Consider the following 20,070-nt stretch of genomic DNA (forward strand, 5'->3'; position numbering starts at 1 on the left):
CGCCATTCGGCAATGTTTCACGCTGTTGGTTGTAAAAGTGTTTTTGGGTTGAATTCATGCGGCAGTCCACCGAACTGAAGGTATTTTTCTTTTTCCTCGTTGCCTGTGCGGCCGGGCTTTTTGCCGCCGGCACATGGCACGGAATCGGAATGCGTCCGGATTCTATGGCCTATCTGGGGCTGTCCCCCGACCGGTTTCAACAGGCGCCAACCTATACCGCGCTTATTGATCTGCTGGCCGGAATGGGTGTCCAGCCCGTGCTTGCGGCCACCGTACTGAATATCCTCAGCCTGATCCTGAACATCACTTTGATGTTCTTGATCCTGAACGACTGCAAGGTTCGGCCACGGATGATCTTTCTGGCAGCACTGATCATGGTCCTGAGCCCCCAGTTCATGTACGCGCATGTCACGATCCTGTCGGAACCGCTCACGACAAACTGCTTGCTGGGCACCTATTTCTTCATGTCCCGTTACCTGCGCGGCGACAACGTGTCCGCCTTTGTGTTGGCAAGCTGTCTGGCCGCCCTGTGCGTGCTGACCCGGTTCGCATTGGTCCCACTGATCGCGGCCTGCTCGCTGACAATCCTTGTTTATGGGCACGGTGATCTGCGCCGTCGACTGGTTTCGGCGATTGTGTTTGGCCTGATCGCATCCGCAATCATCATCGGGTGGTACTTGTACAATCAAACCTCCGGTGGGACCGGCATCGGGCGTCAAGCAGCGTTCCTTGGGGATCCCGACACCGAGACCTTCCGCGCGGCACTGACCACGCTATCAGCCTACGTGCTGCCAAGCTCTCTGCCGCCGATTATCACGTTGACCGCTTTGGTTGTGGTTTTGGGATTCGTCATTGCTCTGATCGGCACAGCTTTGAAGGTTCAGACCAACCCTGATGACCTTCCCGGTCTGCCAGTTGCGCGTACGATCTCATTCTTTTTGCTGGTCTACGTTCCTTTCCTTGTTCTGGCCCTGTTTATCGAGGCCAATCTGACCATCCATGCCAGGTACCTGTTGCCAGTGTTCATTTCGACTCTGGTTCTGGGGTTTGCTCTCGTTGGCGGTCAGCCCGGAACGGATATGATGAACCGGCTGCGTCCCGCAGCTCTCATACTTGCGCTGGCGTTGACCGGAACCTATGCCGTACGTACGGCAGCGATGACCCGCACCCACATGACGGAGGGGAATTTCTATGCCTCACCGGTCTGGAAGAACTCTCCGACTTTGGCGCATCTGGACAATCTGCGGGACGGTGTCGTGGTTTACTCAAACGGCTATGATGTCATTCGGCTGGTCAAGGGTGTGGATGCGCTCAAGTCCCCTGAGTTGTTCGAGCGCAGAACCGGCAGGCCGGACCCTGGTACGTCGCCAGAAAAAGAAATTCAGGAGGTCCGCAAACGCGTGGCCGACCAAAACGCGGTTGTCGCCATCCTGAACGAGATCGACTGGCGGTTCTATCTGGTCGATGAGGAACGGCTGATCCGCGAAGCTGATCTGACCCTACTCTATGAGGAGGCCGACGGGCGGATCTATGGATCTCCCGCCAGTTTCAAACCGACCGAATGAAGGATCGTATGTCATGAAGCTTGTTCCAACACTCGGGGCCGAACAATGATAGGATCGATGATATTCAATCGGGTGGCTCTGCATTCACGCCCTGAAGGATTGATTGATGAAGTTTGAAGACCTCAAACACGTCTCGGTTCTGGTCGGTCGCTATTTCGTGACCGGGTGCACGGCCGTCGTCATCCATTTCTCGGCGATGGCGTTCTCGGTCGAGGTCTTGGGCATCTACGAAACGATCGCTTCGGCAATCGGGTTCCTGATGGGGGCCACATTCAATTACTGCATCCAAAGACTATGGGTGTTTCGGTCCAGCGTTCCACATCGCAGTGCCCTGCAGAGGTTCATTTTGGTCACGGCGACGACGTCGGCGATAAACGTGGCGCTGTTCTCTCTTCTCTTTGCGTTGTTGCCTTTCCACTACTTGATCATTCAGGCGTTCGTGACCGGGTGCATATTCCTTCTGAATTTTACCCTGAACTGGAAAATCACCTTTCGCGAGCCTGCTGCTGAACCACCGGAAGCCCGGGCGCAGGACGCCCGAAGGTAGGTATGCCGGACCAAACCCACTGTGTCGTATTCGGAAACAACGCCGACAACCAAGCGATTTGTTCACGATTTTAAGACCTCGAAAAGGCAGCTCTTCGCCCGACGCCAGAATGGCCAAAAACTCTCTGCTCTCGGATTTGCATCGCTTTTTTTGCCCGCCAAACGCACAGGGACGGCCTTTTGGCCTGATATGGCTAGATAAATCTATCGAGCCGATCAAAGTACAGGTAAAACAATATGATAAATAACAGTTCGATTCTGACGCCGATTTTAAGCCGTATTCACGGTCCGAAAAAAATGGAGAACACTCGTGCAATCCGGTGACGACGTAATTGCCAACCAGCATGAAACCAACGATTTCATCAATATCTGGTTGCTACTGCGCCGGAACCTTCTGGTCATCTTTCTGTTGGTCGTCGGTGCGGTCTCGGCAACAGCCTTCTACATGTCGACCATCCCCGACCAGTATCGGTCGGACGCACAGATGGTTTTGGCTCTCACGGAAACACGATTCAGCGAGTCGACCGGACAGCTGGAAACCTATGAACTGAACCGGTCGAGCGTGGAAACCGAGTTGGCCCGACTGCGGTCTCGCGACTTTGCCGAGCAGGTGGCAGACCGCCTGGGTCTGTTCGACGACCCCAGCTTTGTGCGCCGTGCGCCCGGCGCGGACAGCGAGGCGGATGAAGAGATTCACCGCGCTGCGGTCACCGACAAGGTTCTGGCCTCTTATTCCGTCTCCCGCGCGGGAGAAAGCCTCGCCATCAGCATCGAAGGCCGATCCACATCGCCGGTGCTGGCTGCAGCCCTGCCCAATACCGTCATTGCCGTCTATATCGCGAACGAGCGCGACGCACGGGTCAATCGCTTGATGACATCGATCGACAATCTCAAACGCCGGGTCGGTATCCTCGGCGAAGAATTGACCCAGGCGGAATCGAATTTGGCCGAGTTCATCCGTGAGGACAATCTGGATGACGAACAGGTCGTGACCCGGCTGCGGGCCGAGGTTGAGCGGCGCAAGGCCCAGCTGCGCATCGGCATCGAACGCAACCTGCCGGAAGACGAAATTCTGGCCCTCCAGGAACAGCTGGTCACATCCGAGCAGGAGCTGGAGGCCCGCACCCGTCTGGAGCTGTCGTTGCTGCGCCGGGAACGCGAAGTCGAACTACTGCGAACCCGCTATCAAACCACGATCGACAACCTGACCTTGCTGGAAACTCGCATCGGCCAGCTTGAGGACGGCACGATTCAGGTTTCCAAAGCACGAATTCCGGTTGAACCCTATGCCCCCAGCAGGTCATTGATCACGGTGCTGGCCGGCCTGTTCGCAATGATCGTTGGCTTCATCATCGCGCTTGTGCGCGAGGGCCTGGACAGAACGGTGCGCAGCGAAAACCAGATCTTCCGAATGACCGGCCTCAGCAACCTAGGATATATCGCCCGGCAGCGACGCAGCAAAATGTTCGCCGGTGAAAACAAGGCGATCGAAAACCTGTTGCAGAGCCAGAAATCACCCCTGGCCGAAGCCGCCCGGGGCATCTTGACCAATTGTATCAAGTTCCAGCATTCCAAGGTGATCCTGATCACCTCAGGCCTGCCGAACGAGGGCAAATCCTTCGTCAGCAGCGTTCTGGCGACCTCGGCGGCGGTCGACGGACTTAACGCTCTGCTGATTGATCTGGACACGCACCGTCGCGGCGCGACGAAGACGTTCATTCCGGACATGGATGAGGTGCAACTTTCGGAAATCTATTCTGACAGTGTCACCCTGCAACATGCTCTGACCACCGAAACCAAAGGGTCACTGGATCTGATCACCGCAGCCTCGCCTACGCACGAGCTGTCTGATGCCGCGTCAAACAAACTCAAGCAACTCAAAGAAACGCTGCTGGATCAATACGATATCATTATCGTGGACACACCCCCGGCACTGGTGATGGATGAAGTGTACCGCAACGACATCCTCGCCGACGCCGTTCTGCTGGTCGCGCGCTGGGGAAAAACGCCACAGCATGCGTTGCAAGCCGCGGCAAAACGGCTTCAGTCATCCGGCTTCAATGTACTGGGTACGATTCTGAATGACGTCGACCCCAAGAAATACCGCTGGACCACCTACGAAGGGTATTACGGTACTTACGACGACTACTAGAAAATCCGGCGACCGCGCCGTTCCGGCCACCGGGGATGTCTGGTGGCCGAGTCTGTGCTACCATGCAGGCACCGAATGCTGCGCGCGGGTACTGACCGACGTGCGGCGCGGTCGGAATACCTGACTTTGCTTGGAGTGGGTTTTGGGGAAAGCTTCTTCAAGGGCAGATGAAAACGGGGGGCTCATAATCATCGCGCTGGCACTGGTCCAGGCGGTGATTCAGACGGCTTTTCCCTTGGTTGACGTGAACTTCTCCAGTGACTCGGCGGACTACGTTCAAGCCGCCGCTTATCGCGGCTTTGCATATCCTTTTTTTCTGGACCTTTTCGACGGGTTCGCGGACCCGCTGCGCGCCGCTGTTGTAGGCCAGATCTGGGTATTCTCGGCTGCTGCATGTCTGTTGTCGGTCACGCTGGCCCGGGCCACTGGCCACTCCGGTGCCGGTCTGGTCCTGCTTGGAATTCTGATCATCAACCCGATGACGATCTACTTCAACTACAGCATCCTGTCCGAGTCTCTGTTCCAGAGCGCGACATGCGTCTATCTTGCCTGTCTGGTGCAAGCGATCCACGGCCCCAAGCCCTGGCACTTTGCAGCCCTGGGCATGACAGTCGGCGCCATGATCGCGATCCGCCCAGTTGGTTTTGCTCTTTTGCCCATCCTTATCGTGGTGGTTCTTTGCGCGAGCTATATCAATGGCAGGCGCCCGTGGGCTGGGCTGGCTCTGGCAGTTCTGGGCGTCACCTTCGTGCTGCTTGCAGACCGCGCCGCTTACGATCTTCGCCACGATGAACCTCGCGAAAGCGTGCTGGGGAACGTCTTATTCGCAAAAAGCGCCATGTTCGCTGCAGGCCCAAGTCCCTATGCCCCCGATGACCCACGAACCGAAGTCTGGATTATTCTTGAAGAAGAGGGTCCGGCAGACGCACGCGAGGCGATTTCCCGGGCCCCATTTGGACCGGTCTCCTTCTTTCTGATGCACAGCTACGAAGCCAGTTTGATGTTTCTGTACGAGAAGGACCGGTTGCAGTCCATTGCCGACCAAATTGGCATTCCAAAGACTGAACTCATGGCCGAAATCGGTTCAAGACGAATTCTGGCGAACCCGACGGGGTTTCTGCGGTTGCCGCTACAGCACTATGTCGCCCTCTGGCAGCCCTTCTACCATGCCGTGACCGCGAACGACATCACCGCCTACATCGCGCAGAATGGGCCGTTCCCGGTCGACAATGCGCTCGGCTATATCACCCGCGATGTATTTGATCCGCCGTATGCACGTCTTATCCATTCCGCGCTTGCGATAGGTTGGCTGGCTTCGATCTTGATCCTGGCGGCCTCAATCCTTTGGCTGCGCCGAAACTGGGCCGGACGTCAGATGCTGACCCTGGCCGGGTTGGGGGTGCTGAGCCTGCATGCGCTATTGTTTCTGTCTGCAACACTATCCATTGCGTCGGTAAGGTATCTTGCAGCACTTTGGCCTATCGTCGCGGTGGTCATATGTGCTAGTTTCCTTGTGGTTTTGAAGCTTTATGATCGCCGGAAGAAGCACGCAAGGCGCAGTCTGGAAATCTGACATGCCGCCCGTACTGTTCTGTTTCCCGCCTTTTCGGGTCCGGCAAATGTTGTTGTGTCGGTGAAAGTGGTTGCAATGGTAAAAGCCGGATTCAAAGACTATCTGTCCATTGCGCGCATCGACCATTGGTTCAAGAACATCTTCATTCTGCCGGGTGCCGTTCTTGCGGTCATAATGGGTGCCGAGTTCACCGGTCGGTCGGTAATCGACCTCGCCGTCGGGATCTTTTCGATCTGTCTGATCGCATCGGCCAACTATACCATCAACGAGTGGTTGGACCGTGAATTCGACCGACACCACCCGAAGAAGAAAGAGCGTGCCTCGGTCGTGACCGAGATCGACGGCCGGATCGTCTGGTTGCAATGGCTGGGTCTGGCCATCGTTGGTCTGGGACTCGCGCTGCTGATCAATACGCCGTTCTTCCTGACGGCGCTGTCCCTGCTGATCATGGGGATCATCTACAACGTCAAACCAATCCGATCCAAGGACCGCGCCTATTTGGACGTTCTGAGCGAGGCCATCAACAACCCCATTCGGTTCTTTGCGGGCTGGTTCATTATGGTTCCGCCGATTGTTGCACCATCCAGCGTGTTGATCTCGTACTGGTTCGGAGGCGCGTATCTGATGGCGATCAAGCGCTTTGCCGAATATCGTACCATTGACGACCCGGCGCTTGCCGCGCGGTACCGCGCATCTTTCAAAGACTACGACGAGTCGAAGCTACTGGTTTCGGCGCTGGTCTACGCAATCTTGTCCACCGCTTTCCTGGGCGTTTTCCTGACCAAGTACAAAATCGAGCTTCTTCTGTCTCTGCCCTTCGTGGCGATGTTGTTCGGGCGCTATCTTGCCGTCGGGCTGGCGCGGGACTCGATCGCACAGGCCCCCGAAAATCTGTACAAACAACGCGGCCTTGTTTTTCAGGTTATTCTGCTGGTGGTGGTCATGTTCGTTCTGCTCGAGATCAAGCTTCCGTTCTTTGAACAGTTGCTTGAAATCCGGCCAGTCGGGTCATAGGTGCCGGGCAACGGACCGGCTTGCTGCCAGACTGGAGGTGATGCGCGCATGGTGAACCAGCCTTCAGATGATGTTGTTTCCGCACCGGCCCGGCGATGCTGGTTGTGCGGCACCGGCGGCCTCAGGAGGATAAAGGAAAGCACCCTGCGCGGGGATCCGACGTCGCGGAACTTTGAAATCTCGAATGCCGACTACGGTACAACCGCCGCGATCGACCAATGCGTCCGCTGCGGTTTTTGCCAATGCACGGATATGGTCGATGTCCTTAAATTCTACGAAGATCTCGAAGACCCGGCCTATGAGATGACGCGCCCCCAAAGAGCGCGACAGAAGCGGGTGCTGCTGAACAGATTGCCAAGACCCACTGCCGGCGCGAACCGGCTGCTGGATGTGGGGGCCGGAACCGGTATTCTGGTCGAGGAGGCCATCGCCTGTGGTTACGACGCGATCGGGGTTGAGCCGTCGCGACGGTTTTGCGCACGCGCAAAACACCATGGCCTGCCAGTGGTCCAAGGCGTTCTTCCACATCCCGATCTGACCGGCCCCTACGATGTAGTCACTCTGGTAGACGTGGTCGAACATGTTCCGGATCCGCTGGACCTGATCACTCAGGCTGCGCGGTTGCTGGCCGATGATGGAGTACTGGTCGTCGTTACGCCTGACCGCTCGTCCCTGTTGGCGCGTATCATGGGAGACCAATGGTGGCACTATCGTGTTGCGCATATCGGCTATTTCGACCCTGAAACACTGCGCTTTGCCTTGGCCAAAGCTGGCTTGCAACAAACCGAATTTCATCGGCCAACGTGGTATTTTCCGTTAGGATATCTGGTTGAAAGAGTGCATCGTTATCTACCCGGATGGGCGCGCTTCAAGGTTCCGGCACGGCTGTCTGACCTGGTGATCCCAGTGCACCTGCGGGATTCAATGATGGTCTGCGCGACCAAAGCCCAAACCCGGGGCACTGCGCCCTAGACCAAAGGCAGAAGAATTTTGACAACAGCCAAGGTTTTTAGAATGCCCATTGCAAAAAGGCCAAGACTGCTCGCCGTATTACATGGTTCGCTATTTGCGACTGTTCTGGCGATTAGCTGCAGCCCCGGTACGCTGTTGGCCGAGAACGCGAACCGGTCACTTTCGGCGCAATTGCCAGATGGCTCCCAAAGAGCATTTCCCAGCGCCGAAGGGCATGGCGCCGCGGCCAAAGGTGGGCGCGGCGGGCGCGTGATTTATGTGACGACTACCGAAGAATTCGGGCCCGGCTCCCTGCGAGCATGCATCGACGCCAAAGGTCCTCGAACCTGCATCTTTCGGGTCAGCGGAACGATTACACTGGAAAAGGCGTCTCTGATCGCAAACAGTCCTTTTTTGACCATCGCCGGAGAAACCGCTCCGGGCGGTGGGATTGCGATCCGAAACGGCCCACGTCAATTGCGCCCATCACTGGAAATCCGGACGCATGATGTCATCGTGCGCCATGTTCGGTTCCGGCCCGGGCCGCACGAAGTAGAATCCTGCTGTTCAGGGGCCATTGGCGTCTACACCAAAGCCGCGCGTGACGTGATCTTCGACCACATTTCCGCCAGTTGGGGCAGCGACGAGACCATTGACTCAGAAAACGCCGAACGGCTGACCTTTCAGTGGAGCATCGTCAGCGAGCCCCTCTTGCATGGCGGACCAGGCAAAAGCAACCGGGCCCGCAACATGCTGCTGACAAAGGGCGGCAACTTCAGCATCCATCACAACCTGTTCTCTCACGGGATGTTCAGAAACCCGCAAATTGCGCCACAGACCCCGGGGACCACGACCGAGATCGTAAACAACCTGATGTACTCACCGATCTGGCAATATGTCGTTTCGCTGGACAATCGCTGGACCGAGCTGGACGCCAATATCATTGGCAACCTGAAGCTGTCCGGTGAAAGCATCGATTCCAATCTACTGGTGCACCTGTTCGACGGCTTCAAGAACGGCTACCGGTTGTACCTTCGGGACAATCTTGATGAAGACAACCGCAACAGCCTGGACCTTCCCGAGGAACTCGTCCTTGCCCCCGAGCATCGTGTCTATGTGGTTGATGAGCCGGTCACCCCACCTTTGATCCAGGCCGATCCGGTTTCGACAGTGTTCGAAACGGTCCTGCAAAACGCTGGAGCGACACGCCCGTCTCGCGACGCGGTGGATCAGAGGGTTGTTCAGGAGGTCCGAGATCGATCCGGCAAAATCCTAAAGAAGAACCCTGAAAAGGTCGGCGGTTGGCCCGAGCTTGAAAGCGCCCTGCCCTATGCAGACAGCGATGTCGACGGGATGTCTGATGAATGGGAAACGCAATGGGACCTGAATCCCACGGACCCGACGGATGCAATTGCGGATTCGGACGAAGATGGCTGGACCAACCTCGAGGAGTTCCTGCACGAATTGGCTGGCGACGGGAACGGCATGGGACAAAGCAACCCGTGACGTGAAACGCTAGCGGCGCCGGTACCGATCGGACGCAGCCAACAGCCCCAATGCCACGATCCACGGGATCAGCATACCGCGCTGGTAAACATGGGTGTAGTTCATGGACAGCGCCGCAAAGGTCAGCGTGACCGTCACCACGGTCGCGCGCCCGTACACCCTGTTCGGCACATTATGCCGGGCCATTACGGCGTAGACGATGGCGGACCCCAAAACGAAGCACAATCCCAGTAAGGCCAGAATGCCCCCTTCGTTGGCCAGCAACAGGTACAGGTTGTGAACGGGAATGCCTTGACTGCTCAGTTCGCGATACTGTCCCGCGCCCATACCCACCAGAAAGTAATCCGGCAGAAACCGCCAGGCCTCGATCATGAGATCGGCGCGGTCTTCAAATGTACCCGCATGACTCAGGTCCCCCTCGAGCAGAGGTGACAATACCCGGTTGCGGAACGTCGGCGGAAAGATGAACTCGGCCCATTGGATACTGATCCAAGCCATCGTCGTCACAGCTGTTCCCCAGATCATCAGCACGCGCTGATTTCCGACCAGCAGCAGGAACAGAGCACCGCAGATGACCGCACCGGCAAGGCTGGAATTCGAACTTGCGTAGATCAAAGTGATGGCGAGCAGCCCGAAGAGGGCCAAGAATGGCAGTTTTCTTAGCGCACCCGTCAGCCCAAGATACCACAATACCGGGAACCAAAGCACGATCAGTCCAGCCAACCCGTTTGGATTATCCACCAGCCCCGCAACGCGGTAGTTGCCGCTGACCAGCATGAAATACCGGGATTCGCCACCGGAATAGCCCACGCCATAGGCGATCATCCCGACAAGACAGTTCAAGGCAATCGAGATCACGCCGACCTTTGCAAGAGTAACCGCCTCTTCATACGCGCGGCCCAGGATCGCCAGAGGCAGAAGGACAAACGAAAAGAAATACTGCACGATGACGACGAAGGCCGACACCGGATCGCCGTGCGCGATAGAGCCGATCGACAGTCCCGCCACCATCATCAGCATGCCGATGAACCAGACCGAGGACGCGGAATGCAACGGAAACAGCGGCAGGCTGCGGTTGCACCGCAGGATCACGGCAATCGTCAGAAACATGTCGCTGGCCGTGAACAGAACCGCCGGATGGCGAAAGGCAGTGAACGTGCTGAACAGCAACGCAGTCATCAGACACGCGAATTCGATCTGCTCCAAAATCGGCTTAGGCCGGCTGATACTGTTGACTGGCACCATATTCTACAATCCAAACGGCGGTGGGTTACCTGGCCCGCAGACTGGTACCCGGAATACAAGGGTAACACCCAAGATACCTTCAAAAAACATGTTTCCGGCTCCCATCGCCCGGCTGCCGGACCGGGTCATGCCGCTGCCGGCAGCAATTGGCCCCTCAACGTCATTTCCAGACCCGTTGCAATGTCCACAACCGGCGCATAGCCGAATGCTGCCCGGGCTGCGTCCGAGGACAGATCGAAGCGGGTGAATGGCGGACTGTCTCCGGGTCGGGTTTCGATCACACCCCGGCCACCTGCGACGGACATGATCTCCTGCGCCAAATCCGCCAAGGAAACCGGACCTCCGCCGGAGATATTGAATACACCGTAAGCTTCGGCATGGGCCGATTGCAAAATCGCCCGGCTCAGGTCATGCGCATGCACGAAATCAATGCTGTTCTTTGGACCTGTTACTGTGATGTTTTGCCCCGCGGCCGCATCATTAAGCATCCGCACAAGAAACTTGTCATCAGGCAGCCCATGACCATAGAGCGCCGAAGGTCTGAGCACGGTCACTCGCGCTCCAGAAGACTGGGCAAGCTCAGCCAGCCCCGCTTCGGCCAAACGCTTGGTTGTAGCGTAATCACCCCCAAGCGGCCCCGGGGCGGTTTCCGCGCTTTCGTCGATTCCGCGGGCATGAGGATCGCGATAAACTGACCCGCTGGACACAAAGATGAAGTGCACGTCACGATCTGCCGCCCAACGCGCCGCATTCAACGTGGCTCGCACATTGCTGTCAAACAGCACCTGCCAAGCCGAGCCGTCATCCGCAGGCCCGGCAAGGTCAATCCGGGCCGCGCAGTGCACAAATACATCCGCACCTTGCGCCAGTTGATCCAGCCTGACATGGGTGATCGCGTCCTGCAGATCCCAGTTCGACCGGTCGATCCGCGCAACAGGAATGTCACGTCGGCTTAGCCAGGCCACAAGATGGCGACCCAGCAGGCCGGTCGCCCCTGTCAGGGCAACTTTCATGGCGTCCCGCCATAGAGGCTGAACTGGGCCGGGATCTGAGGTTCCAACTGGCCGGCCTGATCCAATGTGTCTGTCATTGAACGCGGAACGACCAGCTCGCTCCAGTACCGCAGAACCATGCTGTCCCAAGCGATTTCCGGCTCATAGGGAAGGCCGCGATCGGTCTTGAGGTAACATTCGACCGGATTGAAACCCAGTTGAGCACAAAACGGTGTAGTGCCCGAGAACCGGGCATTGATTTCGAACACCTTGGGTACTCCGTCGTCGCCAAGGCGCAGCTGAAAATTGCAGGCCCCTTCGACGTCCAGCTTGCGCGCGATAGCTGTGACATAGTCTTCGATCACCGGGTTCCGCTCGGGAATGGCCCGATATGTATCGCCCGACCGAAGCACTCGGCGCAGTGCCAGAACCGGCGACAGGCTCCCCTTCGCCCCGACGATCGTGCACGTAAACTCGCGCGCGTCATCGCCGATCAGTTCCTGTACGATGGTTGCCGCTAGATCACCAGGGTAGTTGGCCAGCTCTTCCCGAGAATTCACCCGCTCGACCCCGATGGACCGAAACCCGACCGCCGGTTTGGCAATAACCGGGTAGACCAGATCATCCATTTCCAAAGCCTCGGCCATAGGCCAAGTGCGCGGATGGGGCAGCCCGTTATTCGCCAAAAAAGCCGAGGTCAGTCCCTTGTCATCGGCAATTCGCACCGTCTCTGGACTGTTGACCACGACCTTTGTCCCGAAATGTTCCGCAATGCGATCCCGGTTTTCGGCACACAATGCCAGTTCGATATCCGTTCCGGGGAAATAGTAGTCCACGGACTCTGACTGAAATATCCGCGCCAGTGAGTCGAGATATCCCGGCGAGCGGCACCCTTCGACCAGAAAGGCTTTGTCGCAAGCATAAAGGCCGGCAGATAGGGCGGACATGTCGGCTCCAAGAATACGCAGCGGCAAATCAGAAATCAGCCTGAGCGACTTGATGATGCCCTGGCCCACTCCGCCACCCGCACCTGTAACCAAAACCGTGATCAATTCATTTCTCCATGAATGAAATAAGCCGTTCCTTTGTCCCCTGACTGAGGTCAGTGGCCTGAATATCCGCGCGGATATGTTCCAGATCGAAGCTGATCGACGGGATGTCGATTCTAACCCGGTCGCCATCCAGCTCGAGGGTCAGATAAGACAGGCCCGTGCCCCGCCCCTGCCCGACCGCTCCGGGATTCAGCAGTAGCACAGACCCTTTCGGAATCCTTATCCACTTGCGTTGATCCGCAGGTGTCGGTCTTCCGGCTTCGTCGATCATGACGGCAAAGGCCCGGTGCGAATGCCCAAAGACCCCGACCGTCTTTCCCATGTGTCGCAAGGCCGCTGCCGCTGGCGCCCATTGTTCCGGTTTCGAGACATAGGACCAGTCCCCATAATCGTAAGGGTTGGCATGTGAGAACAGGATCGGCCCCATGCTATGGCGGTCGGCCCATGGGTATCGGTCAGCCAACGGTGGGTCGCCCCGGACCTCACCATGCGTCCATTCGACGGACTCCAACACAAATCCTGCAATGTTGTCGTAGAAGGACGGGTTACCTTTATCCAGATCGAAATAGAACTGGTCGTGGTTGCCGCGGATGAACACGCAGTTTTGGCGAGCCATCAGTTGGTCGGTCAGTTCCAACACCTGCCGAGGGCGCACACCATATGTCAGCAGATCGCCCAACATGACGACGACATCCGGCACAAAAGCTTCGGCCTTTTGGATCGCGGTCGCATACGCCGTGGCGTTTCCATGTATGTCGGACAGTACCGCGATCTTCAGCGTACTCATGACCACTCTCCGCCGACCGTGTCCGGCAATCCAAATCCAGCGCCAGCCCTGGTTCCAATTTCTGGGAACACAGGAGCTCTGAAACACCCATTAACAAATCAACTGCACTGTCCGGCCGAACCGTTCGACGGTGCAAACTTTCTGGGATGATACCGGCTGAGAACCGTGCCGCAACTCCCTTTGTCCAACCCAGGTCGTGCTGGAACTGTTCAGGTCCGGCCAATCAAGCAAAAGCAAACAATAGCTCGGAAAAAAAATAACTGTCGCCTGATCCGACGAAAAAAAGGCCGGGCTCATTCGCCCGGCCTTCTGAATTCAGCCAATGATCGCGTTCAGTGTCGCGCTGGGGCGCATCACCGCCGCAGTTTTGGTGCGATCGCCGTGGTAGTAGCCGCCCAGATCTGCAGGTTTGCCTTGAGCGGCCAGCAGTTCGGACAGGATCTGCTCTTCCTTCTCCGCCAGTTCTTTGGCGATCGGAGCAAAATGCGCGGCCAGTTCAGCATCATCCGACTGCGCGGCCAGTGCCTCGGCCCAGTAGCGGGCGAACCAATAGTGGCTGTCGCGGTTGTCCGGCTCGCCAACCTTGCGGCTGGGCGAGCGGTCATGGTCCAGGATCCCCTGCGTCGCGGCCTCGGCTGCAGCGCCCAAAACGGCGGCCTTGGCGTTTCCGCGGCTGTCGGCCAGGAAGTTCAGCGATTCACCCAGTGCGCAGAATTCGCCCATCGAGTCCCAACGCAGGTGGTTTTCCTCGACCAGCTGCTGCACGTGCTTGGGCGCCGAGCCACCTGCACCGGTTTCGAACAGGCCGCCGCCATTCATCAGCTTGACGATCGACAGCATCTTGGCCGAGGTGCCCAGTTCGAGGATCGGGAACAGGTCGGTCAGATAGTCGCGCAGCACGTTGCCGGTGATGGCGATGCTGTCCTTGCCGGCGGTGATGGTTCCCAGCGACTTGCGGGTCGCCTCACGCGGCGCCAGGATCAGGAACTTGTCGGCTACGCCCGCAGCCTCGAGCGCCGGCTTGACGTATTTGATCAGCTCGGCGTCATGGGCGCGGTTCGCATCCAGCCAGAAGATCGCCTCGGAGCCGGTCAGACGCTGACGGTCCATCGCCAGTTGGATCCAGTTCTCAATCGGGGCTTTCTTGGCGGTGCAAGCGCGCCAGATGTCACCCTTTTCGACCTCATGCGAATGCAGGGTTTCGCCATTGGCCAGAACGATGCGAATCGTGCCGTCGGCGGGCGCCTCAAATGTGGTCGGGTGGCTGCCGTATTCCTCGGCCTTCTGGGCCATCAGGCCCACGTTGGCCACCGAACCGGCGGTCGCCGGGTTCAGCGCACCGTTGGCTTTGAAGAAATTGATGGTCTCGTCATAGACCGGCGCATAGCAGCGGTCGGGGATCACGCAGTTGGTGTCGCCCTTCTTGCCGCTCTCGTCCCAGCCCTTGCCGCCCGCGCGGATCACGGCCGGCATCGAGGCGTCGATGATCACGTCCGACGGCACGTGCAAGTTGGTGATGCCCTTGTCGCTGTCCACCATGTACATTGAGGGACGGTCTGCCTTGACCGCTTCGATCGCGGCCATGATCTCGGCATCGTCCTTGACGCGGTTCAGAAGATCGCCCAGGCCGGAGTTCGGGTTGACGCCCAGCTGAGCCATGCGGTCGCCGAATTTTTCGAACACCGGCGCCAGCCACGACTTGACGGCATAGCCGAAAATGATTGGGTCACTGACCTTCATCATCGTCGCCTTCATGTGCAGCGAGAACATCGTGCCGTCTTTCTTGGTGTCCTCGATCGCGGCATCCAGGAACTCCGACAGCGCCTTGACCGACATGAAAGTGGCGTCCGCAACGGTGCCCTCTTCCAGCGTCCAGCCTTCTTTCAGGACGGTAACACCACCGTCCTTGCCCACGAATTCGATCCGCGCATCACCGGCCTGGTCTGCGGTGATGGTGGCCGATTTCTCGTTGGCATAGAAATCATTGCCCGGCATCGACGACACCTTGGTCTTGCTGTCGGCCGACCATTCGCCCATCGAATGCGGGTGCTGTTGCGCATAGCGCTTGACCGCCTTGGCGGCGCGGCGGTCGCTGTTGCCCTCGCGCAGAACCGGGTTCACGGCCGAGCCCTTGATCGCGTCATAGCGGGCGCGGATCTCTTTTTCGGCGTCGGTCTTGGGGTCCTCGGGATAGTTGGGTATGTCGTAGCCCTGCCCCTGCAGTTCCTTGATGGCCGCGACCAGCTGCGGCAACGAGGCCGAGATGTTGGGCAGCTTGATCACGTTGGCCTCGGGGGTTTTCACCAGCTCACCCAAGGCGGCCAGATCGTCGGGCTGACGCTGCTCTTCGGTCAGGTTTTCGGGGAAGGCCGCGATGATGCGCCCGGCCAGCGAAATATCCTTGGTTCCAACGCTGACGCCCGCGGCCGAGGCGAATTTGCGGATGATGGGCAGGAACGAGGCACTGGCCAGCTCCGGCGCTTCGTCTACGATGGTATACAATATGTCGAAGTTCGATTTTTCTGCCATGTTCCCTTACCTTTTTTAAGCCTTTCAGGGGCGTGCGATCCGAGAGTTGTGCCGCGTGCGGCGCGGCGTGCGAGGAGCGTGAATGCTGTTCCGCTCCGGGGTGACTCTGATTTGACAGGGCTTCCCTTAAATCACCCGGGGCCCGGGATCAATCGCAACTGAATGCGCATTTTGACCCAGTTTGCGCAAAACCGCGCATATGCCCGTATTTTCAGCCCGCCGACGATACGCAACGCCTTTCCCTTGGCGCGGGCGCTGGCTAAGACGGTTCTCTAACCCGAGATCAAGGAGGCCCCGTTGGACCGTATCGCCCGCACCATCGCCACGGAAATCAATGCCCGCCCCGAACAGGTGGACGCGGCGGTCAAGCTGCTGGACGAAGGCGCCACCGTGCCCTTCGTGGCGCGCTACCGCAAAGAGGTGACGGGCGGGCTGGATGACAGCCAGCTGCGCACCCTGTTCGACCGGCTGGCCTATCTGCGCGAGCTTGAGGCGCGGCGCGAGACGATCCTGAACTCGATCAAGGATCAAGGGAAGCTGACCGACGATCTGGCCAAATCCATTGCCCGCGCCGAAACCAAGGCACAGCTGGAAGACATCTACCTGCCCTACAAACCCAAGCGTCGCACCAAGGCGATGATCGCGCGGGAAAACGGGCTGGAGCCGCTGGCCGACGCGATCCTGGCCGACCGCAGCGCCGACCCCGAAGTTCTGGCCCAGGCCTATGTGACCGAGGCCGTGCCCACCACCAAGGACGCGCTGAATGGCGCGCGCGACATCATCACCGAGCGTCTGACCGAAAACGCCGCACTTCTGGGCGAGCTGCGCAGCTTCATGCAGGCCGAGGCGCTGCTGACCTCGAAGGTGATCGAGGGCAAGGAACAGGAAGGCGCCAAGTTCAGCGACTATTTCGACCATGCCGAGCCCTGGGCCAAGGTGCCTTCGCACCGGGCGCTGGCGATGCTGCGCGCCTCGAAAGAGGGGATCGTGACGCTGGACATCGCCCCCGACCCGGAAACCGGCGCCGCCCGGGCCGAGGCGATCGTGGCCGCCCATCTGCAGACGCGCAGCGACGGGCCGGGCGATGCCTGGCTGCGCAAGGCCGCGGGCTGGACTTGGCGGGTAAAGCTGTCGCTGTCGATGATGGTCGAACTTATGGCCGATCTGCGCAGCCGCGCGCAGGAGGAGGCCATTCTGGTTTTTGCACGCAATCTCAAGGACTTGCTGTTTGCCGCCCCGGCGGGCCCCCGCCCCACCCTGGGGTTGGACCCGGGCATCCGCACCGGCGTCAAGGCCGCGGTGGTGGACGCGACGGGCAAGCTGGTGGCGACCGACACGCTGTATCCGTTCCAACCCAAGAACGATCTGCGTGGCGCACAGGCCACCATTCTGAACCTGATCGCAACGCACAAGGTCGAACTGATCGCCATCGGCAACGGCACCGCCAGCCGCGAGACCGAACGACTGGTGACCGACACGCTGAAACTGCTGCCCAAGGGGGTGCAGGCGCCCACCAAGGTCGTGGTGTCCGAGGCCGGGGCCTCGGTCTATTCCGCCTCGGAACTGGCGACGCGCGAGTTTCCCGATCTGGATGTCTCGCTGCGTGGCGCGGTGTCGATCGCCCGCCGCCTGCAGGACCCGCTGGCCGAGCTGGTCAAGATCGAACCCAAGAGCATCGGCGTCGGCCAGTATCAGCATGACGTCGATCAACACCGGCTGAGCCAGTCTCTGGAAGCGGTGATCGAGGACGTGGTGAACGCCGTGGGCGTCGATCTGAACACCGCCTCGGCGCCGCTGCTGGCCCATGTCTCGGGCCTGGGCCCCGGTCTGGCCGAAGCCATCGTGGCGCATCGCGACCTCAATGGCGCGTTCCGGTCGCGGCAGGATCTGCTGAAGGCCGCGCGCCTCGGCCCCCGCGCCTTTGAACAATGCGCGGGCTTTCTGCGCATCCGCGACGGGGATGAGCCGTTGGACGCCTCGGCCGTCCACCCCGAGGCCTATGACGTGGCCCGCCGCATCGTGCAGGCCTGCGGCCGAGACATCCGTCAGATCATGGGCAATGACGGAGCACTGCGCGGCCTGCGCGCCGAACAGTTCGTGGATGACCGGTTCGGCCTGCCCACGGTGCGCGACATCTTTGCCGAGTTGGAAAAGCCCGGCCGCGACCCGCGCCCCAGCTTCGTGACCGCCAGTTTCAAGGAAGGTGTCGAGGAGATCACCGACCTCAAACCCGGCATGGTGCTGGAAGGCACCGTGACCAACGTCGCTGCCTTTGGCGCCTTCGTCGATATCGGCGTACATCAGGACGGGCTGGTGCATGTCAGCCAGCTGGCCGACCGTTTCGTCAAGGATCCACATGAGGTGGTCAAGGCCGGTCAGGTCGTGCGCGTCCGGGTCGTTGAGGTGGACGTGCCGCGCAAGCGGATCGGGTTGAGCATGCGCAAGGATGGCGGAGCTTCTGCCCGGCAAGATCGCGACGTCAAAGGCCAGAACGCGCGTGAAAAGAATAAAGGCATCCCGAAATCACAACGCGCAAAATCTGCCCATAATGCGCAGCACAGCGCGATTGGGGATGCGCTGCAAAATGCACTGAAAAATCAATAAGCCCCCTACCCCGCCTGAGCCTCAGGCGGGGGTTTCCGTCTGGAACGCATCGGGCTCCAACTCTTCCCAAAAGGCAAAAATGGCGTTGGCGTTCAAACCTGATCGCCATCCGTGTTGCCGGAAGTTCTCTCGGTCTAGCTCGTCCGACAAAGTCGACATGAACAAGCGTTTGTCGGCATCCCGTTGAGTGGGGTTTCGCCGCGAAACCAGGTCTTCGACGATGGCCAGCTTGCGGGCACGCTCAGCACGTTCTGCCACCCGCGCGGCATAGGCTTGATCTTCGCGTGCCTTCTCTTCCTCCCGCTGCTTGGCTGCGGCCAGCGCCTCGGGACTAGGCGGTTTCACTGTCTTTGCCGCAGGGGCCTTGTAGTCATCGCGCAGGGCGGCCGAAAGATACCCCAGCGTTGATTTCACGTCCCCCTGCCCGGCTACATAGTCCAGCTTCTGCTGCACATAATCCTCACCATGCTCAGAGATCCACTGACGCGCCAGCCGATCGGACACCCCTTGTTTGCGCAAGGTCTTGTAGACCGCCAGGTTCCGCACCCCATCGCTGTCGTCGATCTCGAACATTGCCTTCTGCGGGTTCGCCTTGATCAGGAACCGAATGTCGGTGACGCTGCGGCCCTTCTTGCGGAACTCGGGTTCGATCAGAATATCGGAGCTTTTGTTCACCTCAGCCACTGCGGGTTTGATGATCTTGGCATTCAGGTGTTTGAAGCTCGTGTAATAGTCACTGCCGTCCACACCCATCAATTTGCGGAACACCTCGAGCGCCCACCACCCGGTCGACCCGGTGCGCACGAATCGATAACAGTTTTCATACAAGGCCAACCCGTGCCCCGAGCTGAAATTGCGCTGGATATGCACATTGATCAACGCATAGATCTTCGGATCGTACAGCTTCTGCGCCAAGGCCGGGGAATAGGCGTATTCGCAGATCCCGCCCTTGAGCTTGGCGAAACTCAGCAACGACGACACGCCCCACTCTTGCCGCCCTTTTTCATCGAGCATGTCCCATTCGGCCACTGTCTCGGCAAGCGCTCTCAGGCTGGCGCGCAAAGTGTCGAAGTCGTTCGAGTTGTAGCCCACCATCATCGCCAGGGTGCGGGCATCAATCGTATGGGTCTGCGCCGTGGTCAGAGAGTCGTAGGCATTGAGAAGCAACACGTTGGACAGCTTGCGCTGCAACAGCGTCAGCTTGCCGCTGATATGGATCGCGGCCACATTCTTTTTCACCGTTTCCCGACGCAAAGCGCCTGAAAGGTGATCCGTGTCCAGTTGTGTATCCGGCATGATTCTGCCCGGCTGCTCGTTTCCCAAGTTTGTGACACAAAAGGTACCCGTGGATCAACCAAATTTGGGTCCCCATATGCAGGATGGAGTGAATCCCGTAGACAGGTACCTATCCGAATCGGCGACCCAGTTATCCACAGAAGCGGGCGCCAATTGGTTCAAACTTGGAGTCGTGACCCGCGTAGGCGGCGATCAACGCACTCGGATTAGACCCTAAATAGTCCACGATAGAGCCGAACCGCGAATCGGTGCCCTTCT

General features: G+C 58.9%; 14 protein-coding genes. 8 read left to right on the plus strand and 6 right to left on the minus strand.

From position 1 onward, the window contains the following. Positions 1–56 precede the first annotated feature (56 nt). From ACR0BA_RS09975 to ACR0BA_RS10005, 7 genes are all read left to right on the plus strand, one after another. Positions 57–1,565, plus strand: coding sequence for an ArnT family glycosyltransferase (locus ACR0BA_RS09975; protein WP_480727740.1), 1,509 nt, complete (start codon positions 57–59; stop codon positions 1,563–1,565). Between the two features lie 106 nt (positions 1,566–1,671). Continuing rightward, positions 1,672–2,112 carry a GtrA family protein gene (locus tag ACR0BA_RS09980; protein WP_170341738.1) on the plus strand — a complete coding sequence of 147 codons (441 nt, stop codon included), beginning with the start codon at positions 1,672–1,674 and terminating at the stop codon, positions 2,110–2,112. A 309-nt stretch (positions 2,113–2,421) separates the two neighbouring features. Next, positions 2,422–4,263 (plus strand): GumC family protein, encoded by a 1,842-nt coding sequence (locus ACR0BA_RS09985; protein WP_170341739.1) that lies wholly within the window; start codon positions 2,422–2,424, stop codon positions 4,261–4,263. A 142-nt stretch (positions 4,264–4,405) separates the two neighbouring features. Further along, positions 4,406–5,836: a hypothetical protein gene (locus ACR0BA_RS09990; protein WP_480727741.1), complete on the plus strand. Its 1,431-nt coding sequence runs from the start codon at positions 4,406–4,408 to the stop codon at positions 5,834–5,836. A 75-nt stretch (positions 5,837–5,911) separates the two neighbouring features. Next, positions 5,912–6,850, plus strand: a complete 939-nt coding sequence (locus ACR0BA_RS09995; protein WP_170372067.1) for a UbiA family prenyltransferase — start codon at positions 5,912–5,914, stop codon at positions 6,848–6,850. Between the two features lie 252 nt (positions 6,851–7,102). Next, positions 7,103–7,822 (plus strand): class I SAM-dependent methyltransferase, encoded by a 720-nt coding sequence (locus tag ACR0BA_RS10000; protein WP_480727743.1) that lies wholly within the window; start codon positions 7,103–7,105, stop codon positions 7,820–7,822. Between the two features lie 393 nt (positions 7,823–8,215). Then, the gene (locus ACR0BA_RS10005) at positions 8,216–9,307 is read left to right on the plus strand and encodes a hypothetical protein (protein ID WP_480727745.1); all 1,092 of its coding nucleotides are present in this window, start codon (positions 8,216–8,218) and stop codon (positions 9,305–9,307) included. A gap of 9 nt (positions 9,308–9,316) precedes the next feature. Here ACR0BA_RS10005 and ACR0BA_RS10010 read toward each other — a convergent pair whose 3' ends face one another. From ACR0BA_RS10010 to ACR0BA_RS10030, 5 genes are all read right to left on the minus strand, one after another. Beyond that, positions 9,317–10,552 (minus strand): O-antigen ligase family protein, encoded by a 1,236-nt coding sequence (locus ACR0BA_RS10010; RefSeq protein WP_170444769.1) that lies wholly within the window; start codon positions 10,550–10,552, stop codon positions 9,317–9,319. A 125-nt stretch (positions 10,553–10,677) separates the two neighbouring features. Next, entirely contained in the window at positions 10,678–11,565 is an 888-nt protein-coding gene (locus ACR0BA_RS10015; RefSeq protein WP_480727746.1) for an NAD-dependent epimerase/dehydratase family protein, read from the minus strand. Beyond that, positions 11,562–12,596 (minus strand): ATP-grasp domain-containing protein, encoded by a 1,035-nt coding sequence (locus tag ACR0BA_RS10020; RefSeq protein ID WP_170444776.1) that lies wholly within the window; start codon positions 12,594–12,596, stop codon positions 11,562–11,564. Before ACR0BA_RS10020 ends, ACR0BA_RS10015 begins: the two co-directional genes overlap by 4 nt. A 1-nt stretch (position 12,597) precedes the next feature. Then, entirely contained in the window at positions 12,598–13,383 is a 786-nt protein-coding gene (locus ACR0BA_RS10025; RefSeq protein WP_170367453.1) for a metallophosphoesterase family protein, read from the minus strand. Positions 13,384–13,698: 315 nt separating this feature from the next. After that, positions 13,699–15,912 carry an NADP-dependent isocitrate dehydrogenase gene (locus ACR0BA_RS10030; RefSeq protein WP_480727747.1) on the minus strand — a complete coding sequence of 738 codons (2,214 nt, stop codon included), beginning with the start codon at positions 15,910–15,912 and terminating at the stop codon, positions 13,699–13,701. A 297-nt stretch (positions 15,913–16,209) separates the two neighbouring features. Between ACR0BA_RS10030 and ACR0BA_RS10035 the strand changes: the two genes are divergently transcribed. Next, positions 16,210–18,516: a Tex family protein gene (locus ACR0BA_RS10035; protein WP_480727749.1), complete on the plus strand. Its 2,307-nt coding sequence runs from the start codon at positions 16,210–16,212 to the stop codon at positions 18,514–18,516. Between the two features lie 21 nt (positions 18,517–18,537). Here ACR0BA_RS10035 and ACR0BA_RS10040 read toward each other — a convergent pair whose 3' ends face one another. Beyond that, positions 18,538–19,812 (minus strand): replication initiation protein, encoded by a 1,275-nt coding sequence (locus ACR0BA_RS10040; protein ID WP_480727750.1) that lies wholly within the window; start codon positions 19,810–19,812, stop codon positions 18,538–18,540. Positions 19,813–20,070 lie beyond the last annotated feature (258 nt).

Source organism: Ruegeria sp. CI5 (assembly GCF_056536885.1).

What these genes read in the sequence shown, in the direction of transcription:
- ACR0BA_RS09975 (WP_480727740.1), top strand. Translation starts at nt 57, where the DNA reads ATGCGGCAGTCCACCGAACTGAAGGTATTTTTCTTTTTCCTCGTTGCC.
- ACR0BA_RS09980 (WP_170341738.1), top strand. Translation starts at nt 1,672, where the DNA reads ATGAAGTTTGAAGACCTCAAACACGTCTCGGTTCTGGTCGGTCGCTAT.
- ACR0BA_RS09995 (WP_170372067.1), top strand. Translation starts at nt 5,912, where the DNA reads ATGGTAAAAGCCGGATTCAAAGACTATCTGTCCATTGCGCGCATCGAC.
- ACR0BA_RS10000 (WP_480727743.1), top strand. Translation starts at nt 7,103, where the DNA reads ATGGTCGATGTCCTTAAATTCTACGAAGATCTCGAAGACCCGGCCTAT.
- ACR0BA_RS10010 (WP_170444769.1), bottom strand. Translation starts at nt 10,552, where the DNA reads ATGGTGCCAGTCAACAGTATCAGCCGGCCTAAGCCGATTTTGGAGCAG.
- ACR0BA_RS10015 (WP_480727746.1), bottom strand. Translation starts at nt 11,565, where the DNA reads ATGAAAGTTGCCCTGACAGGGGCGACCGGCCTGCTGGGTCGCCATCTT.
- ACR0BA_RS10025 (WP_170367453.1), bottom strand. Translation starts at nt 13,383, where the DNA reads ATGAGTACGCTGAAGATCGCGGTACTGTCCGACATACATGGAAACGCC.
- ACR0BA_RS10030 (WP_480727747.1), bottom strand. Translation starts at nt 15,912, where the DNA reads ATGGCAGAAAAATCGAACTTCGACATATTGTATACCATCGTAGACGAA.
- ACR0BA_RS10040 (WP_480727750.1), bottom strand. Translation starts at nt 19,812, where the DNA reads ATGCCGGATACACAACTGGACACGGATCACCTTTCAGGCGCTTTGCGT.